This window comes from bacterium, from assembly GCA_017744355.1.
In the GTDB taxonomy this organism is placed as follows: domain Bacteria; phylum Cyanobacteriota; class Sericytochromatia; order S15B-MN24; family UBA4093; genus JAGIBK01.
The window spans coordinates 189,419-205,636 of record JAGIBK010000002.1 but is presented as its reverse complement, the minus strand read 5'-3'; the positions used below and the strand labels follow the sequence as shown (position 1 = coordinate 205,636).

Annotated in this window: 14 protein-coding genes and 2 tRNA genes; 9 read left to right on the top strand and 7 right to left on the bottom strand. The window is 61.9% G+C overall.

All coding sequences use genetic code 11. The annotated features are described in order from the left end of the window. Positions 1-19 precede the first annotated feature (19 nt). Positions 20-1,123 carry a cytochrome c oxidase subunit II gene (gene coxB, locus J7643_06495; GenBank protein MBO9540223.1) on the bottom strand — a complete coding sequence of 368 codons (1,104 nt, stop codon included), beginning with the start codon at positions 1,121-1,123 and terminating at the stop codon, positions 20-22. 62 nt (positions 1,124-1,185) lie between these two features. Beyond that, entirely contained in the window at positions 1,186-2,016 is an 831-nt protein-coding gene (locus tag J7643_06490) for a cytochrome c oxidase subunit 3 (protein ID MBO9540222.1), read from the bottom strand. 299 nt (positions 2,017-2,315) lie between these two features. On the opposite strand from J7643_06490, the gene J7643_06485 reads away from it, so the two are divergent. After that, the gene (locus tag J7643_06485; protein MBO9540221.1) at positions 2,316-3,485 is read left to right on the top strand and encodes an MFS transporter; all 1,170 of its coding nucleotides are present in this window, start codon (positions 2,316-2,318) and stop codon (positions 3,483-3,485) included. An 82-nt stretch (positions 3,486-3,567) separates the two neighbouring features. Here the strand turns inward: J7643_06485 and J7643_06480 are convergent, their stop codons facing one another. Further along, on the bottom strand, positions 3,568-4,062 hold the full coding sequence (locus J7643_06480; GenBank protein MBO9540220.1) for a helix-turn-helix domain-containing protein: 495 nt from the start codon (positions 4,060-4,062) through the stop codon (positions 3,568-3,570). 785 nt (positions 4,063-4,847) lie between these two features. Between J7643_06480 and J7643_06475 the strand changes: the two genes are divergently transcribed. Next, on the top strand, positions 4,848-7,289 hold the full coding sequence (locus tag J7643_06475) for a vitamin B12-dependent ribonucleotide reductase (protein MBO9540219.1): 2,442 nt from the start codon (positions 4,848-4,850) through the stop codon (positions 7,287-7,289). Between the two features lie 52 nt (positions 7,290-7,341). Here the strand turns inward: J7643_06475 and J7643_06470 are convergent, their stop codons facing one another. Next, positions 7,342-8,187 (bottom strand): hypothetical protein, encoded by an 846-nt coding sequence (locus J7643_06470; GenBank protein MBO9540218.1) that lies wholly within the window; start codon positions 8,185-8,187, stop codon positions 7,342-7,344. 262 nt (positions 8,188-8,449) lie between these two features. Here J7643_06470 and J7643_06465 point away from each other — a divergent pair, with 262 nt between their 5' ends. The 3 genes from J7643_06465 (at position 8,450) to ettA (ending at position 12,039) form a co-directional block, all read left to right on the top strand. Continuing rightward, positions 8,450-9,280, top strand: coding sequence for a DNA adenine methylase (locus J7643_06465; GenBank protein ID MBO9540217.1), 831 nt, complete (start codon positions 8,450-8,452; stop codon positions 9,278-9,280). A gap of 288 nt (positions 9,281-9,568) precedes the next feature. After that, a complete protein-coding gene (locus J7643_06460; GenBank protein MBO9540216.1) occupies positions 9,569-9,934 on the top strand; it encodes a response regulator in 366 nt (121 codons plus the stop codon). Between the two features lie 227 nt (positions 9,935-10,161). Further along, positions 10,162-12,039, top strand: coding sequence for an energy-dependent translational throttle protein EttA (gene ettA, locus J7643_06455; GenBank protein MBO9540215.1), 1,878 nt, complete (start codon positions 10,162-10,164; stop codon positions 12,037-12,039). A 38-nt stretch (positions 12,040-12,077) separates the two neighbouring features. Here the strand turns inward: ettA and J7643_06450 are convergent, their stop codons facing one another. The 3 genes from J7643_06450 to J7643_06440 form a co-directional block, all read right to left on the bottom strand. After that, positions 12,078-12,287 carry a hypothetical protein gene (locus J7643_06450; protein ID MBO9540214.1) on the bottom strand — a complete coding sequence of 70 codons (210 nt, stop codon included), beginning with the start codon at positions 12,285-12,287 and terminating at the stop codon, positions 12,078-12,080. Positions 12,288-12,296: 9 nt separating this feature from the next. Continuing rightward, positions 12,297-13,175 (bottom strand): undecaprenyl-diphosphatase UppP, encoded by an 879-nt coding sequence (gene uppP / locus J7643_06445; GenBank protein MBO9540213.1) that lies wholly within the window; start codon positions 13,173-13,175, stop codon positions 12,297-12,299. 160 nt (positions 13,176-13,335) lie between these two features. After that, complete coding sequence (locus tag J7643_06440; GenBank protein MBO9540212.1) at positions 13,336-13,890, bottom strand: DUF4332 domain-containing protein; 555 nt, start codon at positions 13,888-13,890, stop codon at positions 13,336-13,338. A 218-nt stretch (positions 13,891-14,108) separates the two neighbouring features. Here J7643_06440 and J7643_06435 point away from each other — a divergent pair. The 4 genes from J7643_06435 to J7643_06420 all read left to right on the top strand — a co-directional run bounded on the left by J7643_06435 (position 14,109) and on the right by J7643_06420 (position 16,182). Further along, positions 14,109-14,185 (top strand) — tRNA-Pro (locus tag J7643_06435). A 15-nt stretch (positions 14,186-14,200) separates the two neighbouring features. Beyond that, positions 14,201-14,275 (top strand) — tRNA-Gly (locus J7643_06430). A 200-nt stretch (positions 14,276-14,475) separates the two neighbouring features. Further along, the gene (locus J7643_06425) at positions 14,476-14,895 is read left to right on the top strand and encodes a hypothetical protein (GenBank protein MBO9540211.1); all 420 of its coding nucleotides are present in this window, start codon (positions 14,476-14,478) and stop codon (positions 14,893-14,895) included. Between the two features lie 765 nt (positions 14,896-15,660). Next, entirely contained in the window at positions 15,661-16,182 is a 522-nt protein-coding gene (locus tag J7643_06420) for a hypothetical protein (protein MBO9540210.1), read from the top strand. Positions 16,183-16,218 lie beyond the last annotated feature (36 nt).

The window sequence follows — 16,218 nt, the reverse complement described above, 5'->3', positions numbered from 1 at the left end:
AATCAACTACCTCTCAAGCCTAACGCAGGGCCTTGACCTGGTCGGGGGTGACAGCGCCACCCTTGTTGCCCCAGGTGGTGCGCTCGTAGGTGATGACCGCGGCGATCTCCTCGTCGCTCAGCTGGCTGAACGGAGGCATGGCCCCGTTGTATTGCTTGCCAAGGACGGTGATGGGGCCCGACTTGCCCTTGAGCACGGTCTTGATGTGTTCGGTCGCGTCGCCGTTGGGGATCTCGCCGCCCGCGAGCGGGGGGAAGACGCCCGGCATGCCTTCGCCGTTGGCCTGGTGGCACGAGGCGCAGTTGGCCTGGTACACGGCAGCGCCGTCGGCCTTCTTGGGGGCAACCGAAGGAGCCTGCGAGGGCGCCTCGGCGAGGGGGATCTTCTCGGTGGGCTTCTCGCCCTCGGCCAGGTTGTAGGTGGCGGGGATGACGCCGCCCTTCTCCTTGATCCAGGCCTGCCACTCGGCATCCGGCAGCGCGATGACCTTGGTGGTCATCTTGGCGTGGAGGGTGCCGCAGAGCTGACGGCAGAAGCCTTCATGCTCGCCGGGCTCCTTGACGTAGAACCAGCCCTCGTTGATGTGACCGGGGATGGCGTCCAACGAGAAGCCCAGGGCGCTCACGCCCCAGTTGTGGACGACGTCGGCCGACGAGACCAGGACCTTGACGACCTTGTTGGCCGGGATCACCAGGTCCGCGTTCGAGACGGCGACCTTGTTGTCGGGGTACTTGTACTCCCAGAACCACTGGTGACCGACCACCTGGATGGTCAGGTCGGGCTTGGGCGCGTTCTCGACGTACTTCATGGTCTTGTAGGTCGGGATCGCGATCGCAATCAGGATGATCGCGGGGATGACGGTCCAGATGATCTCCAGGGCGGTGTTGCCGTGGATCTGCTGGGCCTTGCCGCCCTCGCGCGCGCGGAACTTCACCAGGACGAAGGCCATGGCGACCCAGACCCCGATGAAGATCACGGTGGTGAACCAGAAGATGAGGTTGTAGACCCCGTCGACCCGATCGGCGATCGGGGTCGCATTGACGACGCCACCGACGGCATGAGCGGGGAGGGCCGCCAGCATGGCGGCCAGGGCGCTCACCCCGGCGACGAGATTACGTGGCAACGGCCATCGAACTTGCACTGCTTGCCTCCAAGTAAAGGGCGAATACGACTGAGACGGGGGCATTAGCCCCGGAGATTGTAGAGAGGGACGTAAAGGACGAGGAAGAAGAGGATCAGCCAGACCACGTCCACGAAGTGCCAGTACCAACCGGCACCCTGGAGGGCGAAGTGGTCGGTCTTGGTGAAGTCGCCCTTGATGGCACGCACCAGGTTGACGAGGATGAAGATCGCACCGACGATCACGTGCACCCCGTGGAAGCCCGTGAGCATGAAGAAGGCCGCGCCGAGCTGCCCGTCGGTGATCGACAGGTGCATGTGCTGCCACTCGAAGACCTGACCCGCGATGAAGATGACGCCCAGCGCCAGGGTAATCGCGAGACCCGCGACGAGGCCCTTGCGGTTGTCGCGCATCAGGGCGTTCTCGGCGTAGGTGTAGGTGAAGCTACTGATCACCAGGATCACGGTCTGGATCGCGGGCAGCAGGATCGACTCGACGGCTTCGGGCGTACCTTCGGGCGGCCACACCGCAGCACCCGTGCTGGTGTAGAAGTAGAAGCCGAAGAAGGCCGCGAAGAACATGACCTCGGAGGCGATGAAGAGAATCATCGCGAGCTTCATGTCCTGGCCGGGCTTGTGAGCCTCGGAGGCGGCATGGGCCGTCATCAGGGTGTGGGTGTTGGCTTCGTGGATCAGGTCGCGCCACCAGCCGATGGTCCCGACCAGCGTCACGATGGCGCCGATCATCAGGACCGCGTAGCCGATGGCCTTGAAACTGAACGAAAGAGCCAGGCCGAACGCCAGAATCACGATCCCCAGGGCTGCTACTGGCGGCCAGGGGTTCGTGTCGACGTGCGGGTGATCAAGGTGACCCTGATCGTGGGCGGATTGGTTCACGCGTGCGTCTCCTTAGTGTTATTCCTGCTACTTTGTGAAAGGTGCGGTCCGGCGCCGACAGGCACAAAAAGGCGTCAGGACGCCGTTAGGCTCCCCGGAATCTTAGCACAACCCCTGCTACGCTGCCTATACGAGCCCCTTAAATTACGTAGTTTTCCCCGATGCAAAGCGTTTGGCTCAGTAGATAACCCGTAGGGCCGAGAGCCGCCCACAGGGCCGTGTTACAATGACTCGTCAGCGGATCTGCGGAATCGATCCGCCGGATCTCCGGAATTGCCATCGCCCGGAAAGGCCCCCCAATGGAAAAACGCACCATCCTCATCCTCTTCGCCACGCTCTTCTGCGTGATGACGGGCTTCGGGATCATCATCCCGGCCCTGCCCTACCTGACCGTCGACACCTTCAAGCTCGACTCGCGAACGGTCGGACTGCTCTTGGCCTCCTACTCGGCCATGAACGTCCTGTGCGCCCCGTTCTGGGGCCGCCTCTCGGACCGGATCGGCCGCAAGCCCGTCCTTCTCACGGGCCTCGCGGGTCTCGCGGTGTCGTTCGTGATCTTCGGGCTCGCCCAGGACCCCTGGGTCCTCTTCGCCTCCCGGATCGTGGGGGGCGCCTTCGGGGCTGCGGCCCTGCCGACGGCCATGGCCTACGCCGGGGACGTCACCAGCGACGAGTCGCGCGCCAAGGCTCTCGGAATGCTCGGGGCGGGTCTCGGGCTCGGGATGGTCGTGGGCCCCGCCATCGGCGGGATCGCAGGTGGCATCGGGGGGCACAACGCGAGCCTGCCGTTCTTCGTGGCCGCAGGCCTCACGGTCCTGACGGCCCTCTTCGTGCTCCTGGCGCTGCCCGCTCGGCAGCCGTCCGGCGCCACGCGCCTCGGCCTCATCGAGGCCCTCAAGAAAACCGGCCAGACCCTGTGGCCCTTCTACCTGCTCTCCTTCATCCAGATGCTGGCCTTCACCAACATGGAAGCGACCTTCGTCCTGTACGCCAAGGACCAGTTCCAGCTGACCATGACCCAGGTCGGCCTCATGTTCATGGCCATGGGCCTGGTCTCGGCCGGCTTCCAGGGCGGCGGGGTCGGCAAGCTCATCACGCGCTTCGGCGAGGCGGCAATCACCCGCAGCGGCTGCGCGGTGCTCGCCATCGGCTTCGTCCTCACCCCCCTGGCCCAGAACCCCATGCAGCTGCTGGGGGCGTTCTGCTTCTTCGGGGTAGGCTCGGCCCTGCTGCGCACCTCCCTTTCGACCGGCGTCTCACGCGGCGCCTCGGCGGGGCAGGGGACGGCCATGGGCATCATGCAGAGCAGCGAATCCCTCGCGCGGGTCTTCGGCCCCGCCCTCGGCGGCGTTCTTTATTATATGGCGCCCGGACTCCCCTACCAGGCAGGGGCTGCCGTCATGGTGACCGCGCTGGTGCTCGCCTTCATCACGCTCAAGGGCACCACGCCGGCTCGCGCAGCGGCATAACCTCGATCCCCTGCCCACCAAGGGGCGGAATAAAAAGAGCCCCGGAGCGTCGCTCCGGGGCTCTTATCAGTGAAAAGGAAACTCAGCGCGAGCCCGAGGCCCTGGCGCCGATCTGGGCCCAGATCAAGGAAATCGCCTCGAGCATGAGGATGCCGTTGCGATTGCCGGGCTGCGCCAGGAGGCACAGGCGCCAGCGACGCTCGAGCGCCAGCAGGTCCTCAGGGCTGTAGGCCCGGGGATCGAGACGCAGGATGAGCTGCTTGAGATCGAGATCCAGCGCCTCGGCGAGCTGCACCAGCACGAAGATCGAGGGCTGGTTGATCAGGTTGTGCTCCAGCTTGACCAGGTAAGTCGCATTGATCCCCGTGCCGGTCTGGAGCTGCAGCAAGCTGAGCCCCTTGGAGATCCGGGCCTGGTTCAGAATGAACCCCAGGGATTGGGAATTGCGGGCCTGGTGCCAGGCGGAGATGAGCTGGGAAGGTGAATCAGGGACCCAGGTCGCCGCCTCTTTGCCGGCATGACCGGCTGGCCAAAGGGTGCGGATGGCACGAAACAGAGAGGCTAACCATTTCACCATGTCGGGAACCGTCCTTCTCTCTCAGGCACAAAGCATAGAACCCTTCATAAAAATTATGAATCAACCCGTGAGCCTTGGCAAGACGTTTAATTGATAATTAATCGTGAGGGGGTCGTGAGCAATCCGTCCTTGACAATTCTCGCCCTCAATCTCGACTCGACCAGGCTCGCCGCGGTTCCCGCCGGCGGGCCAAAATTTTTTTCACCCGAAGACGCATGTTGTCATGAGCCGCCCTAACCCTTGTTCCCCTTGCGCATTGCAAAATTGTTACCGCATTGTCGCAACACTGATAAATCATTGAATCTCAGTATCTTCGCCGTGATGTACTGAAATCCCACTGCATCGGCAAAAATCCTCGACTTACATCCGGAATGGCGAATAAGGCCGAGATCGCGTCCTTGCTGCGGCCAATCCGGCTCCATGGCTCGATTTGTTGCCCCGCTGTTGTCGCAACATAACACCAAAACTCGGTGATCTGGATCACTTTGCGGGTGTTTTGGCTCCGGTGCCGGATTTCCTCGCGGACTAAGGCGGATACTTGACAATCTGGGCGAGTTAGCTGTCTGGACACGCCCATCTAGCGGTGCTATAGTGAGCGAAGCGCACGAGGACACTAGATGTAGCGTGCCGGGCCTGAAGCCCGCCGAGCCTTTGCCCTCCGCGCCTCAAGGCATCCTGCGATCGCACTGCCTTCGACCTTCGATGCCGGGCCTCCTGGCCCAAACGCGCCCCACACCCCGCAAACCATTCGTCACCATCGCTACGGTTATTGGTAGGAGTCATTCATGCTGAGCAAAAATGCGGTTACGGTCCTCGAGAAGCGCTATCTGCGCAAGGACGAGAGCGGCGCGGTCTGCGAGACCCCCGAGGATCTCTTCCGCCGGGTCGCCTCGACGCTGGCCGCCATCGACGCCGACTACGGCGCCACCCCCGCCGAGGTGCAGGAGACCGAGGCCCGGTTCTACCGCCTCATGTACGAGCTGGACTTCTTGCCCAACTCGCCGACCCTCGCCAACGCCGGCACCCGCACCGGCCAGCTCAGCGCCTGCTTCGTCCTGCCCGTGCCCGATGATCTGGGCGGCATCTTCGAGACCATCAAGCACGCCGCGCTGATCCACCAGACCGGCGGCGGCACCGGCTTCGCCTTCAGCCGCCTGCGCCCCAAGAACGACCTGGTCAACTCGACCAAGGGCGTCAGCTCGGGCCCGGTCAGTTTCATGGACGTCTTCAACGCCGCGACCGAGAGCATCAAGCAAGGCGGCATGCGCCGTGGCGCCAACATGGGCATCCTGCGCGTCGACCATCCGGACATCCTCGACTTCATCCGCCACAAGGAAGACCTCTCCAAGCTCACCAACTTCAACATCTCGGTGGCGGTCACCGACGCCTTCATGGAGGCCCTCGAGGCCAACAGCCACTACCACCTGCGCAACCCCCGCTCGGGTGAGATCATGGGCACCCTCGAGGCCCGCATGGTGTGGCGCGAGATCATCCAGCGCGCCTGGAACACCGGCGAGCCCGGCGTGGTCTTCATCGATCGCATGAACCGCTACTGCCCCGTGCCCTGGATGGGCGGCTACGAGTCGACCAACCCCTGCGGCGAGCAGCCCCTCATCCCCTACGAGAGCTGCAACCTGGGCTCGATCAACGTCGAGAACTTCGTGCGCATGGACGATAGCGGCAAGACCGCCATCGACTACGACGCCCTGCGCGAGGCGATCCACGTCTCGACCCACCTGCTCGACAACGTCATCGACGCCAACCATTACCCGATCCCCGAGATCCGCGACGTCACCCTCGCCACCCGCAAGATCGGCCTGGGCGTGATGGGCTTCGCCCGCATGCTGTTCCGCCTCGGCGTCGGCTACGGTAGCGAGGCCTCCTTCAAGGTCGCCGAGGAGCTCTTCAGCTTCATCGACTTCGAGTCCAAGGTCGCCTCGATCAAGCTGGCGCAGCTCCGCGGCCAGTTCTCGGGCCGTGACGGTCACGAGGGCGAGTCCAACGCCTTCTTCGAGCGCCTCTTCGTGGAGCGCGATCGCAACCCCCACCGCCACCCCTCGGCCAACTACCTGGACCTGGTCGCCCTGGTCAAGGAGTACGGCATCCGTAACTCGACCACCACGACCATCGCCCCCACCGGCACCATCTCGATCATCGCCGACACCTCGGGCGGCTGCGAGCCGGTCTTCGCCCTCGCCTTCAAGCGCTGGCAGGCCGACACCCACATGGTCGACGTGGACAAGGTCTTCCTCGACCACGCCAAGCTGCACGGCTACTACAGCGACGAGCTGATGGCCGCCGTCGAGGCCAACCACGGCAGCCTCCTGGGCCTCAAGGGCTTCGATATGCCCACCAAGGCTGCCGAGGTCTTCGTCTCGGCCCACGACATCAGCCCTCGTGAGCACGTGATGATCCAGTCGGCGTTCCAGAAGTACAACGACTCGGCCACCTCCAAGACCATCAACTTCGCCGAGGACGCCACCGTCGAAGACGTCGAAGCCGCCTACACCATCGCCTGGCAGACCGGCTGCAAGGGCATCACCATCTACCGCAACAACAGCCGCCAGTTCCAGCCCCTGAGCGTGCCCAAGGCCGAGCCCAAGAAGACCGAGCAGCCCGCCGAGGCCGTCGCCCCCGTCGCGGCGCCCGTCGTCCCGGCCGTGCCGATGGCGCCGCGCCCCCGCACCCGCTCGGAGGACCTGTACGGCTTCACCCGCGTCACCATGACCGGCGACGGCAAGCTGTACACCACCGTCAACTACGACGAGCAGGGCATCCGCGAGGTCGTGACCAACGTGGGCCGCTCGGGTGGGACCCTCAACTCCCTCTCCGAGGGCATCGGCCGCCTGATCAGCCTGGCGCTCCAGTACAACGTCCCGGTGGACGAGCTCGCCGCCCAGCTGATCGGCATCCGCGGCGCGAACCCCTCGGGCTTCGGCCCCAAGCAGACCCTGAGCATCCCTGACGCCATCGGCAAGGTGATGAAGGACAGCCCGCGCCAGCTCGGCGCCATCCTCTCGGCCCAGCCGGTGGTCCAGCCGAGCCTCGAGCCTCAGGCCGTCGAGGCCTACACCTACGCCGGCGAGGCCACGGTGAACGGTCGCTACGGCGTGCACGCGGTCGAGGTCTACGGCGAATCGCCCGAGTGCCCCGAGTGCGGCCACTCGCTCGCCTTTGGCGAAGGGTGCGCGGTCTGCCACGGCTGCGGCTACTCGCGCTGCTCCTAGTATTTCCATCAAAAGGCCCCCAGGCTTAGCCTGGGGGCCTTTTTTTCGTCGTTTAGGATGAGAGAGCCGAAAGCCGATCGTACGCGCTGCACAGGTGATCCTGGAAGGAGAGGACCGTGGCCTCCTTGCCGGTCTTGCCGACAGTCTTCTTGAGCAGGGTGTTCACCTGGCGCGACGAGTAGCCCAGCAGCTGGAAGCGCGAAGCCACCTTGCCCGCAAGCATGGGGATCGACTCGGGATCGTGCATGGCGAGGATCCCCAGCAGGTCGCCCTGCTGCGCCGTCAGGTCCTGGACCACGCGCACCAGCACCTCGTGGCTCGGCGCCGCGGCCGCGCTGGACTGGAGAATCTGGTCGTAGAAGCGGATCTGGGGGGCCAGGTGCGCCATGGCCTCTTCCAGCTTCGGGTAGCGGATCACCTCGCGCGGCTCGCGGCGGCCCTTGCGCACGTCGTCGATGTGGAAGCAGCCGATGTCCATGCTGCCAATGAAGTGCCACTCGTAGCCGTAGAGCTCGTACTGCTTGAGGAAGGCCTTCACGTCCATGTCGCTCAGCCACAAGAGGTTCTCGATGCGCTGCCGGACCTGGCGCACGCTCGTCGAGAACGCGACCGGATGGGTGTGGAAGGCCCCGATCTCGGGCACCTCCAGCGTGTTGGGCCGGCAGCGGTAGCGCACGCCCACGATGCGGCGCTTGTTCGAGTGGAAGACCCCCGTCGTGAGGTTCTGGTACTCCCGCAGGGTCTGATCGCTGCCCCCGAAGACACCGCCCCGTTCGTCAAAAACAAAGATCCGCCGCTTGTGCGCCAGCTGACGGTTATCCTTCACCGTCAGCGTGTTCAGCATGTTGATGCCGAAATCTTGGACAAAGCGTTCGTGGACTGCGGGCTCGATCAGCACCCTTGTCTCCCCCTCTAATAGCGTTAGTACAATCCTCCTATTGCCCAAAATCGCCCGTAATAATCGCAACTTTTGTAAATCCTAGGTCGCCGGTAAGCGGCGATATCAGGACGTTTGAGCCCTTTTTGATCGCCTTAGCAAAGGGGGGTTCCCACCATGGATCGATCGTGCTAATGTAAACATGGATCAAACGAGACAAAGATCATCGGAGACATCGATCAGCTATCTCCATGGATCAGCCGCTGCAAAGGAGCCGCCCGGAATGCCGAGAATCAGTCGCGCCGTCGCCCCCGTCAAAGCGGGCCCCTTTCTGAAGTGGGCCGGTGGGAAGGGGCGCCTTCTCGGACAGTACGAGCCGCTTTTCCCCAAGCGCTTCAACCGCTACTTCGAGCCGTTCGTGGGGGCGGGCGCCGTCTTCTTCCACCTGGAGCCCCAGAAGGCGCATCTCTCGGACACCAATCCTGACCTGATCGCCTGCTACCAGGTGATCCGCGACGAGTTGCCCGCGCTCATCGAGGTGCTGCGGATGTACCGTCACGACAAGGACTTCTACTACCACGTCCGCGAGCTGAACCCCGCCGACCTCTCGGCGGTGCAGCGGGCGGCGCGCATGATCTTCCTCAACAAGACCTGCTTCAACGGCCTGTGGCGCGTCAACCGTCGCGGCCAGTTCAACGTCCCCTTCGGCGACTACAAGAACCCCAAGATCCTCGACGAGGACAACCTGCACGCCGTGAGCCAGGCCCTCCAGGGCGTCGAGATCCAGCTGCGCTCCTTCGACGAGGTGGTGTCCAAGGCCCGTCGCGGGGACTTCATCTACCTGGATCCCCCCTACCACCCGGTCAGCTCCACCTCGAACTTCACGAGCTACGGCGCCGACGACTTCAAGCCGGATGACCAGATCCGCCTGGCTGCGGCCTTCCGGCGGCTCGATGCCAAGGGCTGCAAGGTCATGCTCTCCAACTCGGACACGCCCTTCATCCGCGAGCTGTACGAGGACTACCGGATCGAGCAGGTGTGGTGCCGCCGGGCCATCAACCGGGACGCCGCCAAGCGAGGCGCCATCAGCGAAGTCGTGGTGATGAACTACTAACAAACTAGAGGGGCCGGTCCGATGGACCGGCCCCTCTTGCTCAATTCGCCGTCTCGCTCTATATCTTCGCGATCGCGATCTTGGCATACTGTTCAGCGCTCTGACCGGGGGGCACGGGCGGCCCAGAATCCTATAGGCAAGCGCTCCCTCCCGCGTCGCCCCCGGCGGAACAGCCCACCCCTTCAAGATCCGCAACAATAAGGTGACCATGTTTAGAAAGTCTCAATATTTCACAAAATAGCTATAGGATGAAGCCCCAATGCATGCGCATTTGGCAAGGAGCAACAGATGAGCCTACGAGTTCTGGTGGTGGATGATGCCCTCTTCATGCGGCGCTGCATCACGAAGCTCCTCGAAGAGCGGGGATGGGAGGTCGTGGGCGAGGCCTGCAGCGGGCGCGAGGCGATCGCGCTCTACCCGACCCTCAAGCCGGACGTGGTCACCATGGACATCACCATGCCCGACGGGGACGGCATCACGGCCGCCAAGGCCATCATCGCCGAGGATCCCTCCGCCCGGATCGTGATGTGCTCGGCCGTGGGCCAGCAGGACATGCTCGTCGCCGCCGCCAAGGCCGGCGCCAAGGACTTCATCGTCAAGCCCTTCCGGAAAGAGCGCGTGTTCGCGGCCATCGAGGCGGTCCTCACGAAGTAAGGGGGCGTGCAGAAGCGGCGCGCCCCGGGTATGAAGGCCCCAGGAGGCCCGTCCATGCGCAGATTGATTTACCTGGCGACCCTGCTGATGCTCGCGTTGAGCGCCGCGGGATGCCGCACCGACCTCGGCAACTTGTTCGATATCTACTAGGCGCGCCGCATCCGGCGCCATGCTATCCTGAAGGCATGGATGTATTCGCCGGAGAGCCCCTCCTCTCGCTGAGGGGCGTGACCCACCGTTTCCAAGGCCGCGCGATCCTCGACGACGTCAGCCTGACCGTTCACCAGGGCAACCGCCTCGGTCTCCTGGGAGTCAATGGCGCCGGGAAGTCGACGCTCATGCGCATCCTCTCGGGCCAAGAGCCGCAGGATGAGGGCGAGGTCGTGCGCGCCAGGGGGCTGCGCATTGGCTACCTGCACCAGGAGTTCGTCCTCGACCCCGACGCGACCGTGCGCGAGAGCATCGAGGCGGGCCTCGCCGAGCCCCGCGCCCTTCTCGCACGCTACCACGCCCTCTCGCACCAGCTTGCCGAAGACCCCGCAGTTGCGGTCGAGCATGAGCGCCTCCAGGCCGAGATCGACCGGCTCGACGCGTGGAACCTCGACGTCGAGGTCGCGCGCGTCATGCAGCACCTGCGGGTTCCTGACCCCGAGCGCCCCATCCGCGGCCTCTCCGGCGGCGAGATGCGCCGGGTCTCACTTGCGAGCACCCTGGTGGCCAAGCCCGACCTGCTGGTCCTGGACGAGCCGACCAACCACCTAGATGCCGAGACCATCGCATGGCTTGAGGGCTACCTGGCCTCCTACGCCGGGACCGTCGTCCTGGTCACCCACGATCGCTACTTCCTCGACAACGTGGCCGACCGCATGATCGAGCTCGACTTCGGAAAGCTCGCAGAGTACGTGGGCAACTACTCCGAGTACCTGCTGCTCAAGGCCGAGCGCGAAGAGGCCCAGGCCAAATCCGAGCACGTCCGCCAGATGACGATCCGGCGCGAGCTCCAGTGGGTCCGCAAGCAGCCCAAGGCCCGCAGCACCAAGCAGCAGGCCCGCGTCGACCGCTTCCAGGAGCTGGTCGATCAGGCGCCGCCCGACTCGCACGGCGAGTTCGACCTGCTCATCCCCATGAGCCAGCGGCTGGGCAACAAGGTCGTCCAGCTCAAGGGCGTCACCAAGCGCTTCGGCGATCGCACCCTCATCTCGAACCTGGACCTGGAGCTCGCGGCCGGCATGCGCCTCGGGGTCATCGGGCCGAACGGGATGGGCAAGACGACCCTCATGCGCATGATCCTCGGGCAGGATCAGCCCGACATCGGCACCATCGAGGTGGGGGTCAACACCCGCTTCGTGTACGCCGACCAGGGGCGCCACCTGCTCGATCCCGAGAAAACCGTGGTCGAAGAGGTCGCCGGCGACTCCCAGTGGGTCACGATCGAGGACCGTCAGATCACGGTGCGCAGCTACCTCAAGCGCTTCCTCTTCACCGACGAGCAGGCCAACACGCCCGTCAAGCGCATGTCGGGCGGCGAGCAGAACCGGGTGCAGCTTGCGAAGCTGCTCCGCAAGGGCGGCAACGTCCTCATCCTGGACGAGCCGACCAACGATCTGGACCTGATGACCCTTCGCGCCCTGGAAGACGCTCTGGTGGCCTTCAAGGGCTGCGCCCTGATCGTCAGCCACGACCGCTACTTCCTCAACCGGGTGGCGACGGGCATCCTCGCCTTCGAAGGCGAGGGGCGGATCGTCTACTCGGAAGGCTCTTACGATCGCTACATGGAGCGGCGCGCCGTCCCGAGCGTCACCAAGCCTGTCCCTACCCCGTCGAGCGCCCCTGCCGCCAAGTCCGAGCGGCCGACTCAACGTAAGATGAGCTACAAGGAGACCAAGGAGCTCGAGGGCATCGAAGCCCGGATCGAAGAAGCCGAAGAGAAGGTCTCGACGCTCGATGCCGCGCTCCAGGACCCGAGCCTGTACGCCGAGCGCGGCCACGAGGTCCAGGGGCTGCTCGATCAGGCTGAAACGGCCAAGCGCGAGGTGGAAGCCCTCTACCTGCGCTGGCAGGAGCTCGAAGCCATCCGAGACGGTCTCGTCCCAGCCGAAGCGTAAGAAGAAGGGGGGCAGGATATCCTGCCCCCCTTCTTGATTCAGACCATTCGAAGTAAGAGATAGCGCCCGCCGGGCCGCAGGGCACCGCCCGAGCCGAGGGTGTTGCCGTGCGCGTCGGCGATGGCCGCAAGGCCGTTTGCGATCGCCACTTGCTCCTCGGGTGCCAGGCGCCCGACCAGATCCCGCACCGTCGCCCCCGGAAAGAAGCGAAACAGCGTGCCGTCCAGCGTCACCTCGAAGGCCTCCATGGCGGTCGGCTACCCGACGTGCATGGTAGCGGGCAGGCGATTGGTCATCAGCATGACCAGGATCAAGACGCCGAGCACCAGGCGATAGCCGATGAAGAGCCACATGGTCCCGCGCTGCAGGAAGGCGAGCAAAAAGCGGATGCTCAGGTAGCCCACGACGGTCGAGACCACCGTCCCCACGATGAAGGGCACGGTGTTCGGGCTGTGCATGAGGTGGTCCATGAGCGAGGTGCCGGGATGGGTCAGGGCGAAGTTGCTCACGTAGCCCTTCACCTTGAAGAGGGTGCTCGCGAAGATGATGGGAATCCCGAGCAGAAAGGAGAAGCGCGCCGCCGCCGTACGGCTGAAGCCCATGAACATGGCCGCGGTCATGGTCGCCCCCGAGCGGGAGGTCCCGGGGATCAGGGCACAGGCCTGACCGATGCCGATGACGAGCGCATCCAGCCAGCGCAGGTTCTTCAGCTCGCGCTGATGCTTCGCGAGCAGCTCCGCGAGGGCGAGCAGCAGGCCCACCCCGATGAGGGTCGCGGCGATGATGTAGGGCGAGCGGAAGGTCGTCTCGATGTGCTTCTCGAGGAGCACCCCCGCCACGCCCGCCGGGAACGAGCCCAGGATCACGAGCCAGGCGAGACGCTGGTCCGGATCGTTGCGCAGATCGGGCTTGCGCAGGCTGCGGAACCAGGCCACGAGCATGTTGCGGATGTCCGTCCAGAAGTACCAGATGACCGCGAGGAAGGTCCCGCCCTGGAGCACCACGTCATAGGTCAAGCCAGGGTCACGCCAGTGCATGAACCAGGGAACGAGGATGAGGTGGGCGGTGCTGCTGACGGGCAGGAACTCGGTGATGCCCTGCACCACGCCCAGCACGACGGACTGAAGCAGATCCAACGGGAAAGTCCTTTCTCGGGCGATCCAGATGACGAACGGTCAAACCCTCGGATTCTACCATATGAGCGGCTAAAATTGGCGCCAAGACGACGCCTCGCGCCTGCCGGGGGGAACGGCGGGCGCGAGGCGTCGAGAGGGATTGAGTTGGTTGATTCGGGGCTTAGGGCTGGGCCTGGGGGACGCCGAGGTTGATGACCGAGCCGAGACCGACGGAGTTCTTGGCGAGGGCCTTGATCTGGTCGTACGAGGGCGGCGAGTAGTTGCGACCGTTGCCCGCCAGCTCGATGGCCTTGGCGGCCATGGCGCCCCAGACGATACCGCGCTGGATCTGGGCGGACCAGTCGTCACCGGCATACTTCGAGAGCTCACCGGGGTTCTTGATGCCGGCCTTCACGAAGAGGTGGGCCCACTGGGGCTGCATGCCCTGGACGCGCATCATATCAGCCATCTGGCCGTACTGAATAAGCTGGTCCTTAGGGATACCCGTGAGGAACGAGGTGATGGCGCGACGGATGCCGCCGCCGGTCGCGAAACGCAGCATCCCGGGGCTCGCGAGGAAGACGCGGTTCAGGCGCGCCAGATCCTGCTCGTTGCCGAGGAGCTGGTTCATCTGGTTGAGGCTTTCGCTGCTCTGAGCGGTCATCTGCTGAGCAGGCGCCTGAACGGCGGTTTCGCCTCCACCGGCCTTGACGGGTGCTGCCACGCGGGTCGGCATCAGTGCATTCGAACGTTGAACTTGCATTATCATTTCCCCCTTGAAACGAGCACTCTTAACAGCTCACAAACGTTATCGGGCGTGGGGGACGGATCTTTCTTAAGGGTGAATTAACCCATGGCTAAATCCCGTCTAAATCCATGGATGGATGCGCTTTGGCAAGCGAGACGTTCGATTGACAACCGTTCGAGGAAGTTGATATGCTGGACGAGCCTTTTCGGGGCGTAGCGCAGCTTGGTAGCGCATCTGCTTTGGGAGCAGAGGGTCCTGGGTTCGAATCCCAGCGCTCCGACCATTTATTGACATTCGTGCGGGCGTAACTCAATGGTAGAGTTCTTGCCTTCCAAGCAAGCTGTTGCGCGTTCGAATCGCGTCGCCCGCTCCATCACAAAGCCCTCGGCCACAAGGCCGAGGGCTTTTGCCATATGCCAATACAAGTTTCAAAGCGTGAAACCAATGAAACGGATGAAACGAGTTTTGTTTCACTAGACGGCAAGCAGGTAAGCACTGCTCAATCATGGGTACGACTTCTCTATGAGCATTTGGTCACGACGCTACAGGCAACAAAGGCGGGACATCGAGCGGATGAAGCGCTGGAGGTTTTATAGTGCTAATGGGTTCATCATCATCGACGCTGAACTGTATCCAGTTGAAGGGATAGAAGAAAATCTGCATGACCCTGACTTAGAGCTCTCAATCGATAACAGAAACGAAATAACGCTCGTCCACGAAAGACTCGCCCGGACTGAGCGAAAGGGTAGAACGATTGCCCTTTCCCTGCTTGAAGAAGTCGCTTCGGCTTGGCAGGATCGTCTATACAACGAGCACCCAAGCAACACCTGGACGATGTATGTAATTGACGAAGAATGTGGCACCTACAAGAGCGGTAAGGTTTCTGGGGAAGGGGGGAGGGCTACATCCCTTTATTTTTTCAACCGCCACCTCGAACCCGAGCAATTACAGGGTGAAATCCGAGTTCTATACCATTCGAGAATGACTCCTTAAGCGATTGACCTGCCTCCCGTAATTAGAGTTATAAAGAATTTGGATCTCAATCGGAACTAAGCTGGCCCCAATGTTCCCTGCTCATGTAGCAAATATGGCAACAAGTGAGGCAGTTGTTTCATTTAGACTATAGATGCTGCCAAGTTTAGACTCAAAAGGGATGCTATTTATGGATCCTTTCGAATTTCATGATGCTGTGCTTTTATCTATTACGGTAAACTGGGAAAAGGCAGAGGCTATTTTTTTGATGGAGAGTGAAAAGGAATTATAAGTCTTAATGTTTCAAATTTTTCGAATATTATTGTTCCGAGGAGGCTCCCGTGGGGTCCTAGTATTTATATTAACGAGACTACAATAAATAAGAACAATAGTGAAGTTAGCATTGAATTCGAAATGCAAAGTGGAGATGTGATTAGTATTAGCGGAAAAAGCATATCCATTGATGACTCAGCGGTAGTGTAGTTTTGCTGAACGAAATATCGGCCAAAAATCCTCCCGGTCAGAAGTGAATCCAATGAATCGGATGGAGCGAGTTTTGCTTCACGGTCAGTCTGACTGTAGGTACCAGTAATGCAGAACATTACTTACATCCTGCTTTGGCTGGTGATTTCACTTTTGATAGGTGCGGCGGGAAGCTACCTTTTTCGGCTGGATTTCTGGCTTTCTTTTCTAATCGCAGGAATTGCGTTAATCATTAATAGCCTGATAGCTGAATGGGAAGACCGTGAAAAATTAATTAGCCAGGTTAGAAGTTAGGAATTCCCTATGTGCTATTTCATTACAGCAACACTTCCCAAAGCGACGGATCTTGATGCGCTGCGACCTATCATTGATGCGCACAAGCTAAAGTTCAAGCCAATTAAGAACGCGTTCATTGAAGCTCAACTCCCGGAAGAGCTCATGTACCTGCAAGCGACAAAACATTACTGTGACTGTGAAACCGTTGGCGGTTGTTTCCGCCGCCTAGACCAGGCCAAATCGGAAGCTTCCTTCGACACCAAGAAGCTAAAACAAAAAGGCTGGAGCGATGCCAAAATAGCCCGCTGGATTGAAGAAAAGAATCGCACCATTGAGAAGCAAGAAGCGAAAGAACATGATGCAACCGCTCCGGCAGAATGGATCTCCTTTTTTCAGGACTTGGCGAATACGGGCTTAGTCAATAGCATCGGGCTCTTGATCCACTTCTACACTGTCGGCTTGATGGACGAGCCGTTCACGATCAAGGGGACGGCAAAAATCAATCTTCAGAATCTCACCCCCCAGCTTTTTCGCTCAAATGAAAGATGATTACCTCTATCAGTTCATCCTGCAACCATAGCCGAA

Coding starts and splice junctions, on each gene's coding strand:
- J7643_06440 (MBO9540212.1), bottom strand. CDS start 13,890: ATGCCGACCCGCGTGGCAGCACCCGTCAAGGCCGGTGGAGGCGAAACC.
- J7643_06475 (MBO9540219.1), top strand. CDS start 4,848: ATGCTGAGCAAAAATGCGGTTACGGTCCTCGAGAAGCGCTATCTGCGC.
- J7643_06480 (MBO9540220.1), bottom strand. CDS start 4,062: ATGGTGAAATGGTTAGCCTCTCTGTTTCGTGCCATCCGCACCCTTTGG.
- J7643_06460 (MBO9540216.1), top strand. CDS start 9,569: ATGAGCCTACGAGTTCTGGTGGTGGATGATGCCCTCTTCATGCGGCGC.
- J7643_06485 (MBO9540221.1), top strand. CDS start 2,316: ATGGAAAAACGCACCATCCTCATCCTCTTCGCCACGCTCTTCTGCGTG.
- J7643_06420 (MBO9540210.1), top strand. CDS start 15,661: ATGTGCTATTTCATTACAGCAACACTTCCCAAAGCGACGGATCTTGAT.
- J7643_06450 (MBO9540214.1), bottom strand. CDS start 12,287: ATGGAGGCCTTCGAGGTGACGCTGGACGGCACGCTGTTTCGCTTCTTT.
- J7643_06425 (MBO9540211.1), top strand. CDS start 14,476: ATGAAGCGCTGGAGGTTTTATAGTGCTAATGGGTTCATCATCATCGAC.
- J7643_06465 (MBO9540217.1), top strand. CDS start 8,450: ATGCCGAGAATCAGTCGCGCCGTCGCCCCCGTCAAAGCGGGCCCCTTT.